Below are 20,651 nucleotides of genomic sequence, written 5' to 3'. Positions count from 1 at the left end.
TCAACGCCATTTTCTTTTAGGGTAAAATTACTTTATGTTCAAACGCAACGCCACCCCCGCAGAGACCGCTCAACCCGTCCAAGCTGTGGAGCGGATCACTTCCGTCCTTGGTTCGGGCGTGATCTGGCACGGCTCGATCAACGGTTCCGGCGGCGTACGGGTGGAAGGCGCATTCGAAGGCGAGATCGCCTTGCGCGGCATGCTTGTCGTCGGCGAGACGGGTCGCGTGACCTGCCAGAACGTGCGCGCCAACTCGGTCATTGTGGCGGGCGCGGTACGCGGAAATATCACCACCCAGAAATTGGAAATTCGCGCCACAGGACGCGTGTGGGGCGATGTGATCACCACCGCTTTTGTCACCGAGGAAGGCGCTTTCCTGCGCGGGCAGATTCGAATGGAGGAATCGGTCGATCTCAATCTCGAACCGACGCCCGAAGCCACACCGTCAGAAGCCGCCCAGGCCGAAGTGATTGCGCAGACCCCGCTTCGAATCCCTGAACCGGTGTCCGTCCCCGAATCCACCCAAAAAGTGGCGCGGAAGAAGAAAGCCTGACTTGTTCCGCAGAACCGCTAAAGAATAAGAATAAGCGATTAAGTTTTGTAGCAGCCGTGATTTCCGCGAGAAAATATCTGGAAGGGGACCTCGAATATGAAATACACTGATTTGAAAATCCAAACCCAGCGTGAATTCCCCAACAACGCCCGCACTCCGGGGTGGGGCTGGCTCGTCCGCGCGGGATATTTGACCCGCGAGAATCAACTCCTGCCGCTGGGCGTACAAATGACCAATCGGCTTGAGATGCTCTGGAAAGACCCGTCTTTTTGGAGCAAGGCTGGCTTGAAAATATTGAAAAGCGAAAGAGGCGTTTATTTTCCGCTTTCGACCGGCACCATCGAGGTTGCCCAATGCCCGGCATGTGATTATGTCGATCCGCTTCGAATTGCAAAATTCAAAAAGATTCCCATGCCCCGCGAAGCGGAACTCCCCCTGGAGAAAATATCCACGCCGGATTGCGATACCATCGAAGCACTGGCGAGCCTGTTGAACATCCCAAAGGAAAAGACCGCCAAGGCAATGATGTTTACACGCAAAGCAGATGGAAAATTCGTCTTTGTCGCCATACGCGGAGACATGCAGTTGAGCGATGCAAAACTGGAGGAAATCCTCGGCGAGATCCAGCTTGCAGATGCGGAGACAATTTCAAGGTCCGGCGCAGCGGCGGGGTATGCATCGCCGGTCGGGTTGAAAGATGCGCTCATCATCGTGGATGATCTCATTCCCGAATCGCAAAACCTCGTGGCAGGCGCGAACGAGGAAGGATATCACCTGCTCAATACGAATTATCTGCGCGATTATTCAGCCGAGATCATCGCGGATGTGGTGCAGGCAAAGGCGGGTGATGGATGCCCGAATTGCGGAAATCCGCTCGAAGTTCGATCTGCTGTTTTGCTGGCATCGAAAGGAAAGATCGAATTTACAAACATCCTGCTCGCCATCTCTGAGACCCATCACGACGAAAAAGGCTTGACCCTGCCTCATTCCGCCTCGCCCTTTGACGTGTACCTGATGCACGTCCCCGGCAGGATGCTGGATACAAAGTCCAAAACTGAAGAAATCCATAACGCATTGCAAAACGCAGGGATCTCAGTTTTATTCGACGACCGCGATGAACGCGCCGGGGTCAAATTCAACGACGCGGATTTGATCGGTTGTCCCATCCGCGTCACGGTTGGAGAAAAGGGGCTTCAGAACGGAATGGTAGAATTGAAGCCGCGCAAAGAAAAAGAGAATACGGCGGTCCCATTAAACGAATTGACCGACCGCGTAACAACGCTCCTTGCCTGAGAGAGTGTTTCTTGATGTCCAATTCACCAAAGATAAATACAGATATAAGGATTCAAGGGGATTCAAGGGCATTCATGAGGCTTTTTTCATCAAGAATCCGTGTTTATATGCATTCATCTGTGGTTATAAAATTCTTTAAGAAATAGTCTCTAATCTTTTCATGAACACCGGTTTCTTTCCCCCGCCCAAACAACGCGGATTGCTCATTCACGGCATCATCCTGTTTGTCCTGACGAGCATGGTCGTCGTTGGATTCCTTCAACTATCCTCCGCCGATGTGGGACTCAGCTTTCTCACCTGGCTCTTGGTCTCTTTGGCGGCCTTTGCCCCCATTCCCTTTTTCGCCTATCGAATCTTCGCGCTCTATCGCGCCGGGTATACGATCGACCGCGACAGCCTCGCCATCCACTGGGGATTACGAGTCGAAGATATTCCGCTCAACGATATCGAGTGGATTCGTCCTGTCGGGGACCTCACCAAACCCCTCAGCCTGCCCCCTCTTCCGCTTCCCGGTGCCTTGCTTGGTCTGCGGCGCCACCCTGACCTGGGTGTCGTGGAATTTATCGCGTCCGACATGAAAAAACTTCTGCTCGTGGCAACGGCAAAACGCATCTTCGCCATCTCACCGGATAATCCCGCCGGGCTGGCTCAAACCTTTGCGCGAGCTACAGAATTGGGAAGTCTTGCATCCAGCGATGCAATATCGGTGTATCCGTCCTTCATCGTCTCACAGGCATGGGAAAGCGGGCTGGCGCGATATTTGTGGCTCTCCGCGCTTTTTCTGAACATCGGTCTCTTCATTTGGGCAAGCATCATCATTCCTTCCACGCCGCAAGTGGCGATCGATCTGCAGGGTTCAGGCGGCGCGCTCGAGATCGTTCCCTCTTCCCAACTGTTGATCCTACCGGTGGCAAGCCTCCTGCTTGCCGTGGCAGGCTGGATCGCCGGACTGTATTTCTATCGCCGGGAACGCGAACGCACGCTTTCTTTCATCGTTTGGGGTTCGAGTACGCTGAGCAGCCTGTTGTTTTTACTTGCTGTTCTGTTCGTCGTCACGACGCCTGTGTAAAAGTGACGGATTGAAGATTTCAAATCAAAAATCAACCTTCAACCATTATGCAACTCATCCTCGGCTTCATTCCCGCCATCGGCATCGCTTTTCTCGCATACAAAGCCCGCAGCCTCAATCCAATGGGGGCGATTGCGGCGGCGATCACCGGCACGATCATTTTTGGAATCGGCGGTTGGAAATGGGCTGTCCTCCTGCTCACCTTCTTCATCACTTCGTCCGGGCTGAGCCGCGCCTTCAAAAAACGCAAGGCAGGGCTCGATGAAAAATTCTCCAAAGGTCATGAACGCGACGCGGGGCAGGTTTTCGGCAACGGCGGTGCCGCCGCGTTCTTCGCCGCCCTGCATTTCTTTTTTCCGAACGAGATTTGGGTCTGGATCGGCTTTTCTTCTGCGCTCGCCGCCGTCAACGCCGACACGTGGGCGACCGAACTCGGCGTATTGAATCCAACCCCTCCGCGCATGATCACAAACTTATCCAAAATCGTTGAAAAAGGCACCTCAGGCGGAATCTCTTTGGTCGGAACTCTTGCCTCGCTAGCAGGTTCGTCGCTGATCGCCTTTCTCGCTTCCTACCTAACCGATAACTGGTCTTTGTTTCTGTTGGTCGCTTTCTCAGGGTTGACGGGTTCTCTTTTCGACTCCCTTCTCGGCGGGACCGTCCAAGCCATGTATTACTGCCCTAAAGACCAAAAGGAAACCGAGAAGCATCCGCTCCATACCTGCGGGACGGAGACGGTACATATCCGCGGCTGGAAGTGGTTGAACAATGACCTGGTAAACTTTTCGTGCAGCATGTTCGGGCTGACGATGGCATTGCTCGTTTTCGCTGCGCTAAATCCATAAGGGATTGATTCGATGAACAAACGTACATCTTTCTATGCAGTAAATTTGGGCAACATCGTATTCCTTGCCGGGCTTGTCCTGCTCGCCTATCTTGGCATTTATAACCGCTATTGGGCGGATGATTGGTGCTACAGCGCAGACGCGCGCCAACTCGGCACCATCGGCGCGACATTGCAATATTTCGGCTTCGAAGGGACGGGTTATTCCCCCAACCGATATTCGCTGACCTTTCTCTCCACATTGACCGAAAATACCCTGGGCGTTTTCGGCACGCAGCTCTACGGACCAATAACGATAATCCTTTGGTTAATAGGAATCACCTGGGTACTTTATAACATCACGCGCCAGACGTCCATATCGTTTTGGACGATCCTGCTGGCATCCGCCTTCCTTCTCTATTTCAACCTCTACATCTCTCCCCAACGATTTCAAATTCTATATTGGCGTTCGGGGGTTTTACCTTACAGCACTGCGGTCATTTTCTGGCTATTTCTCATGGGGTTGGTCACCAGCCAGTTGATTCGCAAGTCGGGCTGGGTCAATTACGTCATTGCGCCTTTTGCTTTTCTAACGGCAGGTCTTGGCGAAATGAGCGCGACTTTGCTGGTCACTGCCACCTCGATCATCCTCTTCGGTCTTTGGCTTGCCAGACGGAATGGGAAACCATGGGCGGATTTGATCCTCAAACCCACGTTCATTGTCTGGCTCTTCCTCCTGTTGGGGATGGCCGCATTGATCGTCTCTCCTTCCAATGTTCGCATCTCTGAAATGGGCGTCGTCCGTTCCAGCCTGATGGATGTGCCATTCAAAGCGGTATCGAATTCTCTTGCCTTCATCGGTCTTTCCCTGAGAACCCTTCCCATTCCCCATGCGATCTTCCTGGTCTTTGCCTTCAGCCTGTCGATCATCACTCAGCAGTCAGTATTCCCGCCGTTGACGTTCAAACGGCTTCTGATTCTCCTGGCAGTCTCGGTTTTCATAACCGTCCTCCTCATCATTGCCATGCATACGCCGTCCGCTTATTTCTACTCCACGCCGCCCGACCCGCGAGGGAAATCACTGGCTCGTTTTACCCTGCTGGCCGGACTCGGCTTCATGGCATGGGTCAGCGGCGCCTGGACGGCGGAGAAGTTCAAATCAGACTGGCTGCACTTTGCTTCGATCATCGTTCTATTGCTCGGTTTGGCGTATACAGTGCGAAGCATGGCATCCGTTTATGCGGAACTGCCCGGGTTCATTTACCGCGCGGCAATCTGGGATGAACGCGATGCGACCATCCGCTCTGAAAAAGAAAAGGGAAATCTGTTGATCGAAGTTCCCGCCATCGACACGGCTGACATCAACACCCGCGACATGTTCCGTTCGAGCGGCATTGGCTGGACGGATTACGAATATAACTGCGCTGCAAGGTATTACGGCGTGGAAGGATTAAAGGTCAAGCAGGATTAGAAAATCATCCTCTCCAGATCTTGAAATCCTTCAAGCTTGAATCCCCCAGGAATTCCCGCACGATCGAGTTCATGGGAATCAAGCTCGCATCAAGGGGAAGGATCCAATCGAGGAAGGCGAGCAGGCGGCGGGCTTCGATATATTCGGGCACATTGAACGGGACTTGACGAAGCAGCGGCTCGACCAGCGGTTTCAACGCCGAGAGTTCATAAACCAGCGCCGAATTGAACATGACGTCGGCATTTTCCTGGTATGGGAAGATATGCCGTTTCTCGCCGCGCCGCACCGACTCCCAGCGCGAGAGAGTCGCCTGCGCGGAATATCCGCGTTCGCGCGCGTCGCGCACCATGCGCCGGATGAGTCTCGTATCGGTTGTCGAGACGCGGTTATGGCGGTCCAGGTTGATTTGAGTCAAGGCGGAGACATAAAGTCGAAACGCAGAGTCAGCCCAACGGTCCGGGATGAGGCGCGGATTCATTCCGTGGATTCCTTCGAGGATGAGCGGCTGTCCCTTTCGAAGCTGGATCACATCCCCCTCTTCGCTTCGCCCGGTCTTGAAGTTGTATCGCGGAAGTTGAACCTGTTCTCCGCTGATGAGTTTCTCGATGTCCTGCGCGAGGCGGTTCAAGTCCAATGCTGCGAGGGCTTCGAAGTCGTGAACGCCGCTTTCATCGAGCGGGGTTTTATCTCTATCCACAAAATAATGGTCGAGTTCGAGCGGATAAGGCGAGATGCCGCGCGCGAGCAGTTGAACAGCAAGGCGTCTCGATGTCGTCGTTTTACCGGACGACGAAGGTCCCGCGATGAGAATGATGCGGGATTTTTTTTCCGCGATCTGTTGCGCGATATCGGCAATATGCTGCTCGTGCAATGCCTCGGAGACAAGCACGACCTCGTCTGCACGGCCGGATTGGATGGCATCGTTGAGCGAACCGACACTGTCGATACGAAGCGTCGCCAGCCAGTCGCCGTATTGACGGAAGGCGCGCAAAAGTTTCGGGTAATCGCCGAGGGGCGCGAGATCCGTCGGCGAATGGCGGCGCGGATATTGGAGGATGAAACCGCCATTGACCTGTTTCAAGGCAAACCATTTGAGATACCCGGAGGAAGGGACCATATAGCCATGCATGTAGTCCATTAAGCCATCGAAGGAATAGAGGGTCAGATATTCCTTTCGGCGATGTTTGAGCAGGCGAAGCTTGTCCACATGACCATGCTTGGTGAAATAATCGACGGCTTCCTGGATCGGTACTTCGCGGCGTCCGAAAACGCGATCGTCCGCGACAAGTTTCCGCATTTGCTTTTCAAGCGCATTCAGTTCCTCTTGCGAAAGCGGATCGCGATCATTGACCTCGCAATAGAAACCGCCTGAGGAAACCGAATGGTCGATGATCAAATATCCATTTTTGATGCATTGAGAGAACGCGATTTCCAGTAAAAAGATCAACGAACGGCGGTAGATGCGCGCGCCGTCGGCGCTGTCCATGGTAACGGGAATGCAATTCGATTCGATCCTGATTGGATAGGTCAGTTCATGAATCTCGTTGTTGATGACCGCCGCCACGATGGGCGCGGAGAAATCGTCCTTCACCTGCGCAAGGAACTCACCCACTGTCGTCCCGCGCGGACCGGTCAATGTTTTTCCATTGGGAAGATGTATTTCGACGTTCGGGCTGGGTTGTGCGGTTTGAATCATGATACAGGTTGAGGGTTACGAGTTAATAGATCAAACCGGTAACCTGACACTTTCTACTTTCTACTTTCAATTTTCACCAACAGCTTTTCCGGTTTCCCCGCGAATTCCTCGAGCGGAATTTCCTTTTTTGTCAGCGCCATCAAGGTTTCGGTAAGGATCTGATTTACGGGTGTCGGGATCCCGCGCGCCTTCCCTTCGCGGACGACAGCCCCGTGCAGATATTCCACTTCGCTTAACCCGCGGCCTGAATACAGGTCGATGTGAAAAGATGGCATCTTACCGCCGCGCCCGCTTCCCGCAGCTCTTGATAAAAAAGGTTTGGAAAGCCAGAGAGGCATTTTGGTTGCAAACGCCAATGCCCGGACAGGCGTTCCCGGCAGGTTAGTGACAACCAGATTCATGGCTCTCATCACTGCAAGACATTCTTTCAGCATGGCAATTTCGAGTTTGTAAAGACGTTTATTCGCGAAGACCTGCGCCGCGGTCATGTTGAGAATCGCAGAGGTCGGATTCGAGATCAGGTTCGTGAGCATCTTCGACCACTTCATGCCCGAAGCATGCGGATAAAGATGACATTTGAGGAAAGCGCGATTCAAAGCGGCAGCGAGTCTCTCCGATAGCGGATGCCCTGCGGCGACACCCACCCCGCGCAACCGCTCGAGGACGATATCGCCGGGTCCCCGCCTGCCGATGGCGGTCGTGACCGTGCCGTAAATGACCTTGTCATTGCCCAGAGCGGCGGCGATCATCGGTTCATTCTCCACGCCGTTGGAAAGACACAGCAATGGCGGGAGTTTCGCCGAAAACGGTTTCATGCCTTCCAATGCGGCGGCCGTATCGAACGATTTTAAGGCAAAGATCGCTGCATCGAAGGGTCCATAATTCAAAGCCTCTTCCAGAGATGGTTCGATCACAAAGGAGCGCGGATCGACCACAAAGGAATCCTTCGTCTTCCGCCGGTTATCGACAGTCAGATCCAGCCGAAGTCCCTTCGAGCGAAGTTCCTCCACCATCTTCGGCTGTTCCACAAAGGCCACCTGATATCCTGCCAAGACCAGCGAGCCGCCGATATACGTGCCAATGGCGCCCGCGCCGAAGACGAGGAATTTCATTTCAAGGGGGTGGGAGGAGGGGAGACTCATGAGAAAAATGAATTCCTTTTATGCACGCCCTTCAGACTCCGCATCCAGCCAATGATTGTGATCGTTGAGTTTATCGATCATCCAACGGTGCTGGTTCGGGGAGTAAATGACCTGGGCAAAGGCAGTATTGCTGAAGCGGAAACTCGCCCCAGAGTTATGCGCCTGGGGAATGATTCCCACGATGGCATGCATCAATTGGTTCAGCAAGCCGCCATGAGAGACGATCAAATACCGGGCAGGTTCCCTTTTGAGCAGGTCGTGCAACGCCTGCCCTGCGCGCAGAAACAACTCCCAATCCCCTTCACCGTCCATGCCAACCGAGTCGTAAGGCGTCGTGAATTCCGGATGCGAGAAATTGCTCCTGACTTCGTGAGCGGTCAACCCGGCAAATTCGCCATTGTCCCGTTCCAGCCAAAGCGGATCGAATTCCACCAGCAACCCAAGCTGGGCGCCAATGATCTCCGCCGTTTCCCGCGCGCGAGAGAGCGGGCTGGAGATGATGAAATCGAACTTGACCTTCTCACGCTTCCATCTCTCCGCCAGGGCTTTCGCCTGTTCACGGCCGACATCCGTCAGCGGGAAATCCGCCTGACCCTGCCATCGCGATTCGGCATTCCCCACCGATTCACCATGGCGCAATAGTGTGATATTAAAATACCTCTGCCTATTCACTGTCATCGTTCGTCTTCCCCTTGATCAGATATACCGGGCGACGCTTGACTTCCTGAAAAATATAACCGACATACACGCCGATGAAACCGAGCAGGATCATGATGATTCCGCTGGCGATCAGCAATACTCCCATCAACGAACTCCAGCCGGGCTCCACGCGCTGTGTATTGCCCGTCAACCATAAGGAGAGCACGTATGTCAACTGCCCGCAGGCGAGGATGAAAAAAACAAACCCGGCGCTCAAGCCGATGTACAACGGCGCGAGGGAGAACGAAAAAATCGCGTCGGAGGCGAGCCTGAACATTTTTCCAAGCGAGTATTTCGACCTGCCCGCGATCCGTTCCGGTTCGTGATATGGAAGGATGACGCTGTTGTATCCCATCCAGGAGATCATGCCGCGCAGAAAGCGGTGGTATTCCTGCATCGAGCGGACGCCGTCCAACGCATTCCTTGAAAGCGCGCGAAAATCCGCAGCGCCGGGCATCACCTGCGTGCCGCTGATCTTGTTGAGGAGCCAGTAAAAAAAATTCGATGTGAGCTTTTTGAAAGACGCCGCGCGTCCATCTTCCATTCGCTGCCCCTGGACGATATCGTACCCCTGGGCGATCAACCCGATCATTTTTGGAATCATCGCTGGAGGATGCTGCCCATCCGCGTCCAGCGAGATCATGATGTCGCCCTGCGAAGCGTCCATGCCGGCTGTCAACGCAGCCTGGTGCCCGAAGTTCCGGCTGAGAGTGAGCAGGGTAATTCTCCGGTCGTTTGCCGAGATCTCTCGAAGCGAATCCGCCGTCCCGTCGTTCGAGCCGTCATCCACATAGATGAATCGAAACTCGTGCGGCAACCCGTCCACCACCTGGCGGACGTCCGCGTACGTTTTCGAGATCGATTCCACTTCGTTATAGACGGGGATGACGAGGTCTATTTTTAGTTTGGTTTTTCGCCGTGAAGACATCGGCAGGATTCTACCACGCGCATAAGATCGGCCATCGCTACAGTTCGGACGCGAAACTCCCGCCTCACAACCGGACCCGATACTTCTCCGCCAGCAGCCGAAGCGTTCTTTCCGCCTCGACATTTTTTTGAGCGGCATCCCAGCCGAGCGCGTTCCCCAGCAGGTCGTTGACTTCGTTTATCGCATCGCGGGTGAGCCTGCCAAGCATGGCGAGCATGGTGCGGCGCAAAAGCAGGTCGTCGAGATGTTCGACCTTTTCATGCTGGATCATGAAAAGCATTTCGCGTTTTGTAAATTCCGGCAGGGATGCGACCGGCGCATCCTCCCCTTTGTTGATGAATCCCGCCACCACTTCGGCGCGTGAGCCGTAACGCTCGAACAGGATTTCAAGCCGTTCCCGTGAAAGCCCGGTCCATGCGGCAAGACCGGCAATGTATTTTGCGCGTTCTTCCGCACTGCGCGGATACCCGCGACCGCCGCCGATGGGAAGGTCTCGCGTGCTCTTATTCCGTTTGATCCCGAGGAACTGGAGTGATTTGTCCGTCACTTCCTCCGAGAAAGCGCGGAAGGAAGTCCATTTGCCTCCCACCAGGGAATAGACTGGATAACCCAAATTCGTCCAATCGCCGCTGAGCACTTCGATATGATGGTCGCGGCTGAATTGGCCGGTGGTTTTCGCGGCGCTTCCCACCAGCGGACGAACGCCTGAAAACGCAAAGACGATGTGTTCGCGCCCGACCTTGATCTCCGGGAACACGCGCGCCGTCATTTCCAGGAAGTACCCCACCTCCTCATCGGTGCAATACGCATCATCGGGATGGTCGATCTTGATATCCGAGGTGCCGATCAAGACGCGGTCTTGAAGCGGGAAGATCAACACGATGCGCCCATCCTTGTTCTCGAAGAAGAATTCGTGATCGCCGATTGCGGCGCGCAGTTCCGGGTGGTCCAAGACGAGGTGCGAGCCTTTCGTCCCGCCAATGTAATGTGTGGTCACGCCGAGGCTGTGGTTTGCAAAATCGATCCACGGACCGGCGGCGTTGATGACCAGCCTCGGTTCGATCTCGCAGGTTTCATCGCTCAGCTCATCACGCAAAACGACCGTCCTGCCTGAGCCGCTCACCAGGCTGACGTAGTTCAAGGCGTTGGCTCGCGGGTTATCGGCTTCGGCATCCAGCACGAGTTCCAGGGCGAGGCGCTCTGGATCGGAGATCAGGCCGTCGTAATAGACCGCTGTGTTGACGACTTCCGGGTTTAGTTTGCCCCATCTTTTCAAGGATTCTTTTCTTGAATAAAACCTGTGGCGCGGCACGATCCGCTGACCGCCGGTGTAGGCGTCATACATCATCAACCCGAGCTTGATGATCAGGGAACCGCGCTCGGAGGGTTTATCGAGCCAGCCCAAAAACTTGAGTGGCGCATTCAAGATTCCGGAAAAATATTTGAAGATGGGAATCGTGGTCGGCAAGGGAGAGACTATATGCGGCGCGTTTCGAATCATGCGGTTGCGTTCCCCCACCGCCTCGCGGACGAGTCGAAACTCGCCGTTCTCGAGATAGCGGATTCCCCCGTGCGCCATGTGTGAGGATGCCGCGCTCGCCCCCGAACAGAAATCACCGCGGTCGATCAACAATACATCCACCCCGTTGAGAGCAAGGTCGCGGAATGTGCCGATGCCGTTGATACCCGCGCCGACGATCAGCACGGATACCTTCGGGTTTGATTTTATAGAGGAGATGACTTCTTTACGATTCATTTTTTTATTTATTCAACCCAATCGAAAGACCTTGTGACGGCCTTCTTCCAACCCGAGTATAAACCCGCACGGCGCTTTGAGTCCATTTTGGGTTTCCATTCCTTATCGCGTCCCCAATGCTGCTTCAGTTCATCGATATCCTTCCAGAACCCGACCGCGAGCCCCGCCGCATATGCCGCGCCGAGGGCTGTCGTCTCCGCCACTTTTGGCCGCACAACGGGAACGTTCAATATATCGGATTGGAATTGCATCAACAATTCATTGAACACCATCCCGCCGTCCACCTTGAGAGAACGGAGGTTGACCCCGGAATCCTGTTCCATCGCATCCAGCACTTCGCGGGTTTGAAATGCCGTAGCCTCCAACGCGGCTCTGGCAAAGTGACCTTTGTTGACATAGCGTGTCATCCCCACGATCACACCTCGCGCATCGGACTTCCAATATGGGGCATACAACCCGCTGAACGCCGGTACGAAATAAATCCCGCCATTATCCTCGACGGATTTCGCCAACGCCTCGACATCCGCCGACGATTGGATCAAGCCCATGTTATCTCGCAGCCACTGAATCAATGCACCTGTGATGGCGATCGAGCCTTCCAATGCATAGACGGCATCCGCATCTCCGATCTTGTAACCCAGCGTGGTCAGCAAACCAGCCTTACTTTGTACTGGTTTCTTGCCCGTATTCATCAGCATGAAACAACCCGTGCCGTAGGTATTCTTTGCCTCACCGGCCTTGAAACAGGTCTGACCGAACATAGCCGCCTGCTGATCCCCAAGGTCGCCTGCGACGGAGATCCCCTTCAAGATGCCAGACTTGACATCGCCATAGATCTCAGATGACGACCGTATCTGCGGCAAGATTCCGCGTGGGATGCCCATCGCTTTCAGAATCTCGTGATCCCAATCCAAACTCTTGAGATTCATCAACATCGTCCGTGAGGCATTCGTCACATCTGTGACATGCTCCCCGGTCAGCTTCCAAATGATCCATGTATCCATGTTGCCGAAGAGCAAATCCCCTCTTTTGGCTTTTTCCTTTGCATCTTTGACGTTATCCAAGATCCAGCGGATCTTTGGACCAGAAAAATAAGTCGCGAGCGGCAGACCAGTTTTCTTTCTAAACCGGTCCTGCCCACCCTTGCGCGAATATTTCGCGATGATCGCGTCGGTCCGTGTATCCTGCCAAACGATGGCGTTGTAAACTGGCAGGCCGGAATTCTTATCCCAAACCACGGTCGTCTCGCGTTGGTTCGTCACACCGACGGCGGCGATATCGACAGCAGACAATCCACCCTTCGCCAGCGCTCCTTCAATGACCTCCTGAGTCCTCTCCCAGATCTCGAGCGCGTCATGCTCCACCCAGCCCGGTTTGGGGTAGATCTGGCCATGTTCCTTCTGGTGGAGGGTAACCACATTTCCCGCGCGGTCAAAGAGGATGAAACGCGTGCTTGTGGTGCCCTGGTCGATTGCGCCGATGTATTTGGTCATTATCTGCCTCCGGGTGACGGGTTAATTGTAAAACAAAAAGCCTTCGTTTAGAAGACGAAGGCTTGATTTGAAGATTGTAAGGTTATTTTTTCGATTTTGTGGCGGGCTTGCGTGAGACCACCTGACCCGACGACTTCGGAGGAGCAACCTCCGCAGATGCGGCTTTCGCATCTGCACCTGAAAGCCATGAAACAAGATCGAAACGGTCGAGGTTCATCACCTTGTTCCAAGCCGCGACAAAATCATGCACGAACTTTTCTTTCGCATCATCTTGTGCATAGACTTCCGCCAGCGCACGCAACTGTGAGTTGGAACCGAAGACCAGATCCACACGAGAGCCGGTCCAGCGCACTTCGCCGGTCTTGCGGTCGTGGGCTTTGAACATTTGGGCATCTTCATTTTCGGGATGCCATTGCACCCCCATATCCGTCAGGTTGACGAAGAAGTCGTTGGTCAATTTGCCGGGCTGTTTGGTGAAGACACCATGCTGTGAGCTGCAGTAATTCGCACCAAGCACACGCAAGCCGCCGATGAGCACAGTCATTTCAGGCGCGCTCAAGGTGAGCAACTGTGCCTTGTCCACCAGCATTTCTTCGGCAGAGACAGAGTAGGTCGTCTTTTGGTAATTGCGGAAGCCATCGGCTTCGGGTTCGAGCACGGCAAACGAATTCACATCGGTCTGTTCCTGCAGCGCATCCACGCGCCCGGGTGTGAAGGGAACTTCCACTTCATAGCCTGCCGCTTTCGCCGCCGCTTCTACTGCGGCACAGCCGCCCAGCACAATCAAATCTGCCAGTGAAATTTTCTTGCCTTTTTTCTGGGCGCTGTTGAAATCCTTTTGAATTCCTTCGAGCGTGGAAAGAACCTTTGCCAGTTGGGCAGGCTGATTCACGTCCCAATCTTTTTGCGGAGCAAGTCGAAGGCGCGCGCCATTGGCGCCGCCGCGCTTGTCGGATCCTCTAAAGGTGGAGGCAGAAGCCCAAGCTGTTGAAACAAGCTCCGGAGTAGAAAGACCCGAGTCCAGAATCTTGGCTTTGAGAGTCGCAACATCCTTCTTCGTCACCAGCGGATGATCCACTGCGGGCAGCGGGTCCTGCCAGATCAAATCTTCAGTAGGAACTTCCGGTCCGAGGTAGCGGGCTTTGGGTCCCATATCGCGGTGGGTTAGTTTGAACCAAGCGCGCGCGAAGGCATCGGCGAAGGCTTCGGGGTTTTGGTGGAAGCGGCGCGAGATGGGTTCGTAGATCGGGTCGAAGCGCAGGGAGAGGTCGGCAGTGGTCATCATCGGCGCATATTTCTTCGAGGGGTCGTGCGCGTCGGGGATCATGTGTTCAGGTTTGACATCCTTCGCCACCCATTGATTCGCGCCCGCCGGGCTTTTGGTCAGTTCCCATTCGTAACCGAAGAGCATGTCGAAGTAGCCCATATCCCATTGGGTGGGATTGGGTTTCCACGCGCCTTCGATGCCGCTGGTAATGGTGTGAACGCCCTTGCCGTCACCGAAGCTGTTCTTCCAGCCCAAGCCCATTTCTTCAATGGGAGCCGCCTCCGGCTCAGGACCGACCTGTTTCGGGTCACCCGCGCCGTGTGCCTTGCCGAAGGTGTGACCACCCGCCACAAGCGCCACGGTCTCTTCATCGTTCATGCCCATGCGAGCGAAGGTCTCACGCACATCGCGTCCCGAAGCGACGGGGTCGGGGTTGCCATTGGGTCCTTCGGGGTTGACGTATATCAAGCCCATCTGCACTGCCGCGAGCGGATTTTCGAGGTCGCGTTCACCGCTGTAGCGTTTGTCGCCCAACCAGGTTTCTTCATTGCCCCAGTAGATATCTTCCTCGGGCTGCCAAATGTCGGCACGTCCGCCGCCGAAACCGAAGGTTTTGAAACCCATCGATTCGAGCGCGACATTGCCAGCAAGGATCATCAAGTCAGCCCACGAGAGTTTGTTGCCAAATTTGCGTTTGACGGGCCACAGCAAACGGCGTGACTTATCGAGGTTGATGTTGTCGGGCCAGCTATTGACCGGCGCGAAACGTTGATTGCCGGTTCCCCCACCGCCGCGCCCGTCACCCGTGCGATAGGTTCCGGCGCTGTGCCACGCCATACGGATCATTAAGCCACCGTAGTGTCCCCAGTCGGCGGGCCACCACTCTTGCGAGTTGGTCATCAGGTCAGCCAGATCTTTTTTGACCGCGGCGAGATCAAGTTTCTTGAATTCTTCCGCGTAATTAAAATCCGCGCCCATCGGGTTGGATGCCGGGGCATGTTGGTGCAAAATATTCAGGTTCAGTTGATTGGGCCACCAATCACGGTTAGATTGTCCCCGGCTGGCAGAAGTCATCCCGGCGTGTCCGGTCACTGGGCATTTGGTTTCGTCGCTCATTGGTTACTCTCCTTGTTATGTTCAAAACATTGTGGTGTATGTCAAATTTTCTGATTTCATTGTACAACTCTAAACTATAGATGTAAAATATAGAAACCCTATAAAAGCAATAGAAAGAGCCTATAGCAAAAACCAATGGAAATTCATCAGTTAACCTACTTTGTCGCTGTTGCAGAAACAGGGAATTTCAGCCGTGCCGCTGAACGCTGTAACATTGCCCAGCCTTCGCTCAGCCAGCAGATCCAAAAATTGGAACAGGAGTTGGGCGAACCGCTTTTTGACCGTCTGCCCCGTAAAGTGGTTCTCACCGATGCCGGGCGTACCCTGCTTCCTCGTGCCATCAACATCCTCAGCGACCTGAACGATATCAAACACACACTTAACCAAAATGCAGATGCCGGTCACGGCTTGCTCAACGTGGGTTTCATCCCCACCATCGCGCCCTTCGTCCTGCCGCGTGCCATCAAACGTTTCAGTGAAGAGTTCCCCAATGCCCGCCTCACTGTGCAGGAAGACCTCACCGAAGCCATTGTGCGCAATCTATTGGATGGAACGCTGGATGTCGGCATCACTAGTATGCCGATCCATCACCGCCTCATCCGTACCGAAGAATTGTTGACTGAACCCTTGCTGGTTGCTTCCTCCAAGAAAAATGACTGCATTACCCGTACAAGCATTCACGTTAAAGAGCTGGATGATTTCCCCTTCATTGCACTCAGCGAAATGCACTGCCTCGGCGAACAGGTGCAATCGTTCTGCCATCGGCAAAACCTGGAATTGAAGATGGTCTGCGATACCTCGCAGCTCACCACGGTTAAGAATTGCATTGAAATTGGGTTGGGTCTTTCCCTCGTCCCGCGCGCGTTGGCGCTCAGCGACACAAGCCAACAGGTCAATTATCGTCCGCTCAACGGAGCCGCGCCGCAGCGTAAAATTGCTGCCGCCACTCACGCCGAGAGGACACAATCTTTCCTTGCCAAAAAATTCATCGAGATCGTGCGCGAAGAATATCCCGCCTGAGTTAATCAAGCCAATTGCGCGCACCCGCCAAAAAGGATTTGCCATTCATGGGTTTCTTGCCCGGCGGTTGCACCTCATCGAGGATTAAAATCCCCCTTCCCGTCCCAACTGCGGGTTGATTCTTCTCTACAAGCCTTTTGCCATCCTTAGCTTGTCCCTCCCCCACATGCGCCTTGTGAACCTTGAATGGTCCGCCTTCCCACTCAAACCATGCACCGGGCCACGGACTCATGGCACGGATGCGACGCTCCAACTCCACAGCGGGTTGGTTGAAGTCCAACAGTCCATCTTCTTTTTTAAGCATGGGAGCGTACGTCACACCATCCTCGGGCTGGGGCTTCAGCGTGACCTTTCCGTCAATATAACCAGGCAGGGTTTCGATGAGCAGATCCGCTCCCAGCGTGGACAATGCCCCGATGAGCGAACCAGTTGTATCGTCCGGTTTGATGCGCAGGGAGCGTTTCGCGAGCATCGGTCCAGTGTCCAATCCAACATCCATTTTCATTATGGTCACGCCCGTTTCCTCATCCCCGGCGAGGATCGCGGCATTGATGGGCGCAGCGCCGCGCCAACGCGGAAGCAAAGAGGCATGGACGTTGATGCACCCGTACTGAGGCAATTCCAAAACATCCTTCTTCAAAATCTGCCCGAACGCGGCCACGACGATCAAATCCGGATTCCATGCTTTGAGCTGCGCCATCGCTTCGGGCTCACGCAAACGCTCGGGCTGGATGATCGGAACGTTCAGGTCCTGCGCCAGCGATTTGACCGGCGGCGCTTTGAGTTCGCGTCCGCGACCCGAAGCGCGGTCCGGCTGGGTGACGACGCCGACGACCCGGTATGTTTGTGCAAGCAATCTCAAAGCGGGGAGCGCAAAATCGGGCGAACCCATGAACACAACTCGAAGCTCCATGTGGTAATTTTAACATACAGTACCATTGGGTGAAACTCGCTGGTTGCGCCGTAACGTGAATGGTTGTAAAATACTGAAAATCCAAACCCAATTCATTTCGGAGGAATACACCATGTCTCAAGCACCCATGTCGGATATTACACAGGACGACAAACTGTGGGCGATGCTCAGTTATCTGATCCCCCTCATTGCCATTGTTGTGTTGTTCATGGAAGACAAGAAAGCCCGCCCATACGTCAAATTCAACGCCGTGCAATCGATCGTGGCGTCGATCGCGATCTCGATCATCTCTGCGGTCACCCTTGGCTGTGGAAGCATCCTCGTCCTCGCGCTTCTCTGGTGGGCATATCAGGCGTATCAAGGTCAGGATATCCGCATCCCGGTCGTCACCGATTTCATTCGCAATCAGGGCTGGGCGTAAATTGTTCATAATAAAAAAGACCCGCGCGAACGCGCGGGCTTTTTTGTTATGGACCCCGGACCGCCTGGAACCCCAAATCATCCCCTTCGTAAGTTACGTGATAAACTCACCCAATAATAAAAAAGGAGAATGTTATGAGCGAATACACACCCCAACAACCACCCGCGCCTCTCACCCCTCAAGAGGAACGCCAGTGGGCAATGCTCGCGCATTTGGGTGTTTTGGCAAATCTGGTAACCGGGTTTTTAGGTCCGGTCGTGCCGCTGGTGATCTATATGATATACAAGGACCGTTCAAGATATGTGTCATATCAATCTCTGCAAGCATTGGTTTTCCAGCTCATCTGGTGGGTTGGCGGCGGAGTATTATCCGGTGTCGCCTGGGCGATCACAGGCGCATTGAGCGCGGTGATCATCGGGCTGATATGTATCCCGTTTGCCTGCATCATCAGTGCGATGCCGCTTGTGGCATTGGGCTACGGCGTTTACGGCGGGATTCAATGCAACCAGGGCGCAGATTTCAAATACTGGTTGATCGGCGATTGGTTCCGCAGTACGCTGACCGGATAAAGCAAAACATCCCCTTCACAATGAAGGGGATGTTTATTTTCAAAATAGACCCCTTGCATAAGTGCTCCCGCCGCAATCCTTGGCGGCAGGGACGCTGCCTGAAGCAAGGTAAAAAAAATGAATTTTGCAAGAAGTTTAATGTATCTATGGAATCCTCCCCGCAATATCCGAGCCGAGGCGGATTTCGATGTCAACCGTCTGGGTGGCATCGGGGACAAAACGGATCTGACGGTCTGAAATACCGAACGTGCCCTGCAGCCACTTGATCGTATAAAGTTTCGGTCCGTAGACGACAACGATGGTCTGATTGTAGATCTCAGGCGAAGGCGCGACTTCGGTCACGGTCATGCCGTAGGATTGGAAGACGCTTGCGGCACGCTGATCGAGGCCCGGTGTGAAGGTCCCGTCCAAGACGCGAACGCGCGCCTCCTCGCCCTGCATCGCCTGGGCGATCAAATTGATGTCTGTATAACCAATAGGAACTGCCACCGGGCTGGTGGGACCGGTGGTGGTGAAGATCTCGTCGCGCAAAACGCGGATCTTATCCATGACCGGCTTGAGGATGCTGGCATCTTCTCCGGCGAGAATCACTTTGTCGAAGATCGCCATACCCTGTTGTGGATCGATCACGCCCCTCTTGACGCTGTCAGGCTGGATATCCTTGCCGAGGATCGCCAGTTTAACTGCATCTTCGAACGCCATATTGGTTTTGATACCGTAGGAGAGATCGGCATACAACTGCGGCGCGGCGCTGATAAATTTGGGGAAATTCTCCGGCTCGATGATGATCGCTTGCAGCGCCAATACCACTTCCTGCTGCCTGCGGGCGCGGTCGGCATCGCCGCCGGAAGTTTTACGATTGCGGGCATAGGCAAGCACCTTCCAACCGTCGCACAACCTTCGCTCGCCGCCCGGTGTGATAATGACCTTGTCCAAACCGGGACCAATGGGATCGAGGACCATCTTCTCGGTGGGAGCGACATAGATACATCCGCCGATCTTCACGAGTTCATCCACCATGCGGACGAACACGTTGAAATCGACCTGCACATAATAATCTACAGGCACGCCGATGAATTGCGAAACGGTCTTCATGGCAAGTCCTGGTCCGCCGCCCGGCAACTGCGACCCCTCACCGCTTGGGTAGGCGGTATTGATCCGGCTGTAACCAAAACCGGGGATATTCACCCACATATCGCGTGGAATTGACAACATGCCCGCCGTTTTCGAAACCGGATCGATGGTGAAAAGGATCATCGAGTCTGTGCGGGGCGGTCCTTCATTTTCGATAAGGTCGCGTTCATCCAAACCGATAAAAAGGATGTTGATGCGGCTTGCGCCATCCCAGGCGGGAGGCAGAGCCGCTTCGGGGATGATGTCCGGCGCGGGAGGCAATTCATTCGTTTGCGGCGTTCCCTCGGCATCGAGCACAGGACCGTCGCTGGTTGCCACAACGCCGCATTGCGCAGGGGGAATGCCGGGCAATTCGGTGAAAGTCCAGCATTGAGTGAAATTGCCCACCATGATGAAAACGGTGACGGCAAGTGCAAGGGTCACAACCCAAAATATGATCTGTCCAATCGACGGACGCCCGATCTTGATGTTCTTCAGAAATTCAAATCTATCCATTCAACCTCAAGGCTTAATATATACCATATCCAATCCAAGCCGTTCCAAACCGATCTGCGCCCAATACCCAAGCACCGCGGAATCCTCCTGAATGCATTTCATCATGACAGGGATGGCGCGATGATCGCGAATCTCGGAAAGCGCGCGCAGTGCAAGTATCCGGACGTTCAACTGACCTTCTTTCGCAGTCCCGATGAGATGCTCGACCGACTCTTTCCCCAACTTGACAAGAGCGTTCGCCGCAAGCCCCGCCGTGAGCGGATCGCTGTCTCCCAATGTTTTTATCAACGCTGGGAGTGCATCCACGCCGGGATGATGGGACAAACCCAACGCGGCAGCGGCTCGAATTTCAGGGTTGGAATCGCCGAGGAAGGGAATCAGGTCCGAGGTCCGCGTATGAGGCGTGGCGGCGAGGGCGCGGACCGCCCACCAGCGTGAATCCAAATTCTCAGAGCGGGTCAATTCCAATAGATCTGGAATCACCGCCGCGCCCATCTTTACGATGGAGGGAATGGCTTGTTCTGCGCGGCTGTCGTCGCCGCAGGTCAGTTCAGCCAGCGGGTCATTCATTTTATTTTGCGGGAGGCGGAACAGGCAGGGCGTCCTGTGCGGTGTTGATCCACTTGTCTCCTTCATCGATCAACATGACGGGAATATCGTCCACGATTGGATATTTACGCCCGCAATCCTGGCAAATAAGCCACGAGTCTTTGTAGAGAGTAAGGATGCCGTCCTTCTCGCGCACGCAGTTCGGACAGCGCAATATCTCGAGCAATTCGGTACTGACCATTGT

At 54.4% G+C, this 20,651-nt stretch carries 19 protein-coding genes; 8 read left to right on the top strand and 11 right to left on the bottom strand.

Annotation, left to right across the window (positions count from 1 at the left end; translation table 11 throughout):
• The first annotated feature begins 34 nt into the window (after positions 1–34).
• From HS100_09490 to HS100_09470, 5 genes are all read left to right on the top strand, one after another.
• Positions 35–553 (top strand): polymer-forming cytoskeletal protein, encoded by a 519-nt coding sequence (locus HS100_09490; GenBank protein ID MBE7434141.1) that lies wholly within the window; start codon positions 35–37, stop codon positions 551–553.
• A 96-nt stretch (positions 554–649) separates the two neighbouring features.
• The gene (locus HS100_09485; GenBank protein MBE7434140.1) at positions 650–1,846 is read left to right on the top strand and encodes a hypothetical protein; all 1,197 of its coding nucleotides are present in this window, start codon (positions 650–652) and stop codon (positions 1,844–1,846) included.
• Between the two features lie 160 nt (positions 1,847–2,006).
• Entirely contained in the window at positions 2,007–2,915 is a 909-nt protein-coding gene (locus tag HS100_09480; GenBank protein ID MBE7434139.1) for a hypothetical protein, read from the top strand.
• A gap of 47 nt (positions 2,916–2,962) precedes the next feature.
• Positions 2,963–3,760 carry a DUF92 domain-containing protein gene (locus tag HS100_09475; GenBank protein ID MBE7434138.1) on the top strand — a complete coding sequence of 266 codons (798 nt, stop codon included), beginning with the start codon at positions 2,963–2,965 and terminating at the stop codon, positions 3,758–3,760.
• Positions 3,761–3,772: 12 nt separating this feature from the next.
• Entirely contained in the window at positions 3,773–5,209 is a 1,437-nt protein-coding gene (locus HS100_09470) for a hypothetical protein (protein MBE7434137.1), read from the top strand.
• A 4-nt stretch (positions 5,210–5,213) separates the two neighbouring features.
• Here the strand turns inward: HS100_09470 and HS100_09465 are convergent, their stop codons facing one another.
• The 7 genes from HS100_09465 to katG all read right to left on the bottom strand — a co-directional run bounded on the left by HS100_09465 (position 5,214) and on the right by katG (position 15,306).
• On the bottom strand, positions 5,214–6,905 hold the full coding sequence (locus HS100_09465; protein ID MBE7434136.1) for a nucleoside kinase: 1,692 nt from the start codon (positions 6,903–6,905) through the stop codon (positions 5,214–5,216).
• Positions 6,906–6,958: 53 nt separating this feature from the next.
• On the bottom strand, positions 6,959–8,017 hold the full coding sequence (locus HS100_09460; GenBank protein MBE7434135.1) for a 2-dehydropantoate 2-reductase: 1,059 nt from the start codon (positions 8,015–8,017) through the stop codon (positions 6,959–6,961).
• 48 nt (positions 8,018–8,065) lie between these two features.
• Positions 8,066–8,725: a histidine phosphatase family protein gene (locus HS100_09455; protein ID MBE7434134.1), complete on the bottom strand. Its 660-nt coding sequence runs from the start codon at positions 8,723–8,725 to the stop codon at positions 8,066–8,068.
• The gene (locus tag HS100_09450; protein MBE7434133.1) at positions 8,712–9,674 is read right to left on the bottom strand and encodes a glycosyltransferase; all 963 of its coding nucleotides are present in this window, start codon (positions 9,672–9,674) and stop codon (positions 8,712–8,714) included. The genes HS100_09455 and HS100_09450 overlap by 14 nt, the downstream gene beginning before the upstream one ends.
• Positions 9,675–9,738: 64 nt before the next feature.
• Positions 9,739–11,430, bottom strand: a complete 1,692-nt coding sequence (locus tag HS100_09445) for a glycerol-3-phosphate dehydrogenase/oxidase (protein MBE7434132.1) — start codon at positions 11,428–11,430, stop codon at positions 9,739–9,741.
• An 8-nt stretch (positions 11,431–11,438) separates the two neighbouring features.
• Positions 11,439–12,923 (bottom strand): glycerol kinase GlpK, encoded by a 1,485-nt coding sequence (gene glpK / locus HS100_09440; protein MBE7434131.1) that lies wholly within the window; start codon positions 12,921–12,923, stop codon positions 11,439–11,441.
• A gap of 82 nt (positions 12,924–13,005) precedes the next feature.
• Entirely contained in the window at positions 13,006–15,306 is a 2,301-nt protein-coding gene (katG, locus tag HS100_09435) for a catalase/peroxidase HPI (protein MBE7434130.1), read from the bottom strand.
• A gap of 135 nt (positions 15,307–15,441) precedes the next feature.
• On the opposite strand from katG, the gene HS100_09430 reads away from it, so the two are divergent.
• Positions 15,442–16,326, top strand: coding sequence for a LysR family transcriptional regulator (locus HS100_09430; protein ID MBE7434129.1), 885 nt, complete (start codon positions 15,442–15,444; stop codon positions 16,324–16,326).
• Position 16,327: 1 nt separating this feature from the next.
• On the opposite strand, the gene HS100_09425 is transcribed toward HS100_09430, so the two are convergent.
• A complete protein-coding gene (locus HS100_09425) occupies positions 16,328–17,239 on the bottom strand; it encodes a methionyl-tRNA formyltransferase (GenBank protein ID MBE7434128.1) in 912 nt (303 codons plus the stop codon).
• A gap of 112 nt (positions 17,240–17,351) precedes the next feature.
• Here HS100_09425 and HS100_09420 point away from each other — a divergent pair, with 112 nt between their 5' ends.
• Positions 17,352–17,660 carry a hypothetical protein gene (locus HS100_09420; GenBank protein MBE7434127.1) on the top strand — a complete coding sequence of 103 codons (309 nt, stop codon included), beginning with the start codon at positions 17,352–17,354 and terminating at the stop codon, positions 17,658–17,660.
• A gap of 134 nt (positions 17,661–17,794) precedes the next feature.
• Positions 17,795–18,229 (top strand): DUF4870 domain-containing protein, encoded by a 435-nt coding sequence (locus HS100_09415; protein ID MBE7434126.1) that lies wholly within the window; start codon positions 17,795–17,797, stop codon positions 18,227–18,229.
• Between the two features lie 144 nt (positions 18,230–18,373).
• Here the strand turns inward: HS100_09415 and HS100_09410 are convergent, their stop codons facing one another.
• Genes HS100_09410 through HS100_09400 form a run of 3 tightly spaced genes read right to left on the bottom strand, consistent with a single transcriptional unit; the run spans position 18,374 to position 20,648 of the window.
• Positions 18,374–19,858, bottom strand: a complete 1,485-nt coding sequence (locus tag HS100_09410) for an LCP family protein (protein MBE7434125.1) — start codon at positions 19,856–19,858, stop codon at positions 18,374–18,376.
• Positions 19,859–19,864: 6 nt separating this feature from the next.
• On the bottom strand, positions 19,865–20,428 hold the full coding sequence (locus HS100_09405; GenBank protein MBE7434124.1) for a HEAT repeat domain-containing protein: 564 nt from the start codon (positions 20,426–20,428) through the stop codon (positions 19,865–19,867).
• A gap of 1 nt (position 20,429) precedes the next feature.
• Positions 20,430–20,648, bottom strand: coding sequence for a Trm112 family protein (locus tag HS100_09400; protein MBE7434123.1), 219 nt, complete (start codon positions 20,646–20,648; stop codon positions 20,430–20,432).
• Positions 20,649–20,651 lie beyond the last annotated feature (3 nt).

Source organism: Anaerolineales bacterium (assembly GCA_015075725.1).
Classification (GTDB): Bacteria; Chloroflexota; Anaerolineae; order Anaerolineales; family Villigracilaceae; genus Villigracilis.
Note: the sequence above shows the minus strand (reverse complement) of the source record. Positions and strands in the feature narration are given on the sequence as shown.

What these genes read in the sequence shown, in the direction of transcription:
- HS100_09450 (MBE7434133.1), bottom strand. Translation starts at nt 9,674, where the DNA reads ATGTCTTCACGGCGAAAAACCAAACTAAAAATAGACCTCGTCATCCCC.
- HS100_09420 (MBE7434127.1), top strand. Translation starts at nt 17,352, where the DNA reads ATGTCTCAAGCACCCATGTCGGATATTACACAGGACGACAAACTGTGG.
- HS100_09405 (MBE7434124.1), bottom strand. Translation starts at nt 20,428, where the DNA reads ATGAATGACCCGCTGGCTGAACTGACCTGCGGCGACGACAGCCGCGCA.
- HS100_09400 (MBE7434123.1), bottom strand. Translation starts at nt 20,648, where the DNA reads ATGGTCAGTACCGAATTGCTCGAGATATTGCGCTGTCCGAACTGCGTG.
- HS100_09465 (MBE7434136.1), bottom strand. Translation starts at nt 6,905, where the DNA reads ATGATTCAAACCGCACAACCCAGCCCGAACGTCGAAATACATCTTCCC.
- HS100_09485 (MBE7434140.1), top strand. Translation starts at nt 650, where the DNA reads ATGAAATACACTGATTTGAAAATCCAAACCCAGCGTGAATTCCCCAAC.
- glpK (MBE7434131.1), bottom strand. Translation starts at nt 12,923, where the DNA reads ATGACCAAATACATCGGCGCAATCGACCAGGGCACCACAAGCACGCGT.
- HS100_09410 (MBE7434125.1), bottom strand. Translation starts at nt 19,858, where the DNA reads ATGGATAGATTTGAATTTCTGAAGAACATCAAGATCGGGCGTCCGTCG.
- katG (MBE7434130.1), bottom strand. Translation starts at nt 15,306, where the DNA reads ATGAGCGACGAAACCAAATGCCCAGTGACCGGACACGCCGGGATGACT.
- HS100_09480 (MBE7434139.1), top strand. Translation starts at nt 2,007, where the DNA reads ATGAACACCGGTTTCTTTCCCCCGCCCAAACAACGCGGATTGCTCATT.
- HS100_09470 (MBE7434137.1), top strand. Translation starts at nt 3,773, where the DNA reads ATGAACAAACGTACATCTTTCTATGCAGTAAATTTGGGCAACATCGTA.
- HS100_09460 (MBE7434135.1), bottom strand. Translation starts at nt 8,017, where the DNA reads ATGAAATTCCTCGTCTTCGGCGCGGGCGCCATTGGCACGTATATCGGC.
- HS100_09445 (MBE7434132.1), bottom strand. Translation starts at nt 11,430, where the DNA reads ATGAATCGTAAAGAAGTCATCTCCTCTATAAAATCAAACCCGAAGGTA.
- HS100_09455 (MBE7434134.1), bottom strand. Translation starts at nt 8,725, where the DNA reads ATGACAGTGAATAGGCAGAGGTATTTTAATATCACACTATTGCGCCAT.
- HS100_09490 (MBE7434141.1), top strand. Translation starts at nt 35, where the DNA reads ATGTTCAAACGCAACGCCACCCCCGCAGAGACCGCTCAACCCGTCCAA.
- HS100_09415 (MBE7434126.1), top strand. Translation starts at nt 17,795, where the DNA reads ATGAGCGAATACACACCCCAACAACCACCCGCGCCTCTCACCCCTCAA.
- HS100_09430 (MBE7434129.1), top strand. Translation starts at nt 15,442, where the DNA reads ATGGAAATTCATCAGTTAACCTACTTTGTCGCTGTTGCAGAAACAGGG.
- HS100_09475 (MBE7434138.1), top strand. Translation starts at nt 2,963, where the DNA reads ATGCAACTCATCCTCGGCTTCATTCCCGCCATCGGCATCGCTTTTCTC.
- HS100_09425 (MBE7434128.1), bottom strand. Translation starts at nt 17,239, where the DNA reads ATGGAGCTTCGAGTTGTGTTCATGGGTTCGCCCGATTTTGCGCTCCCC.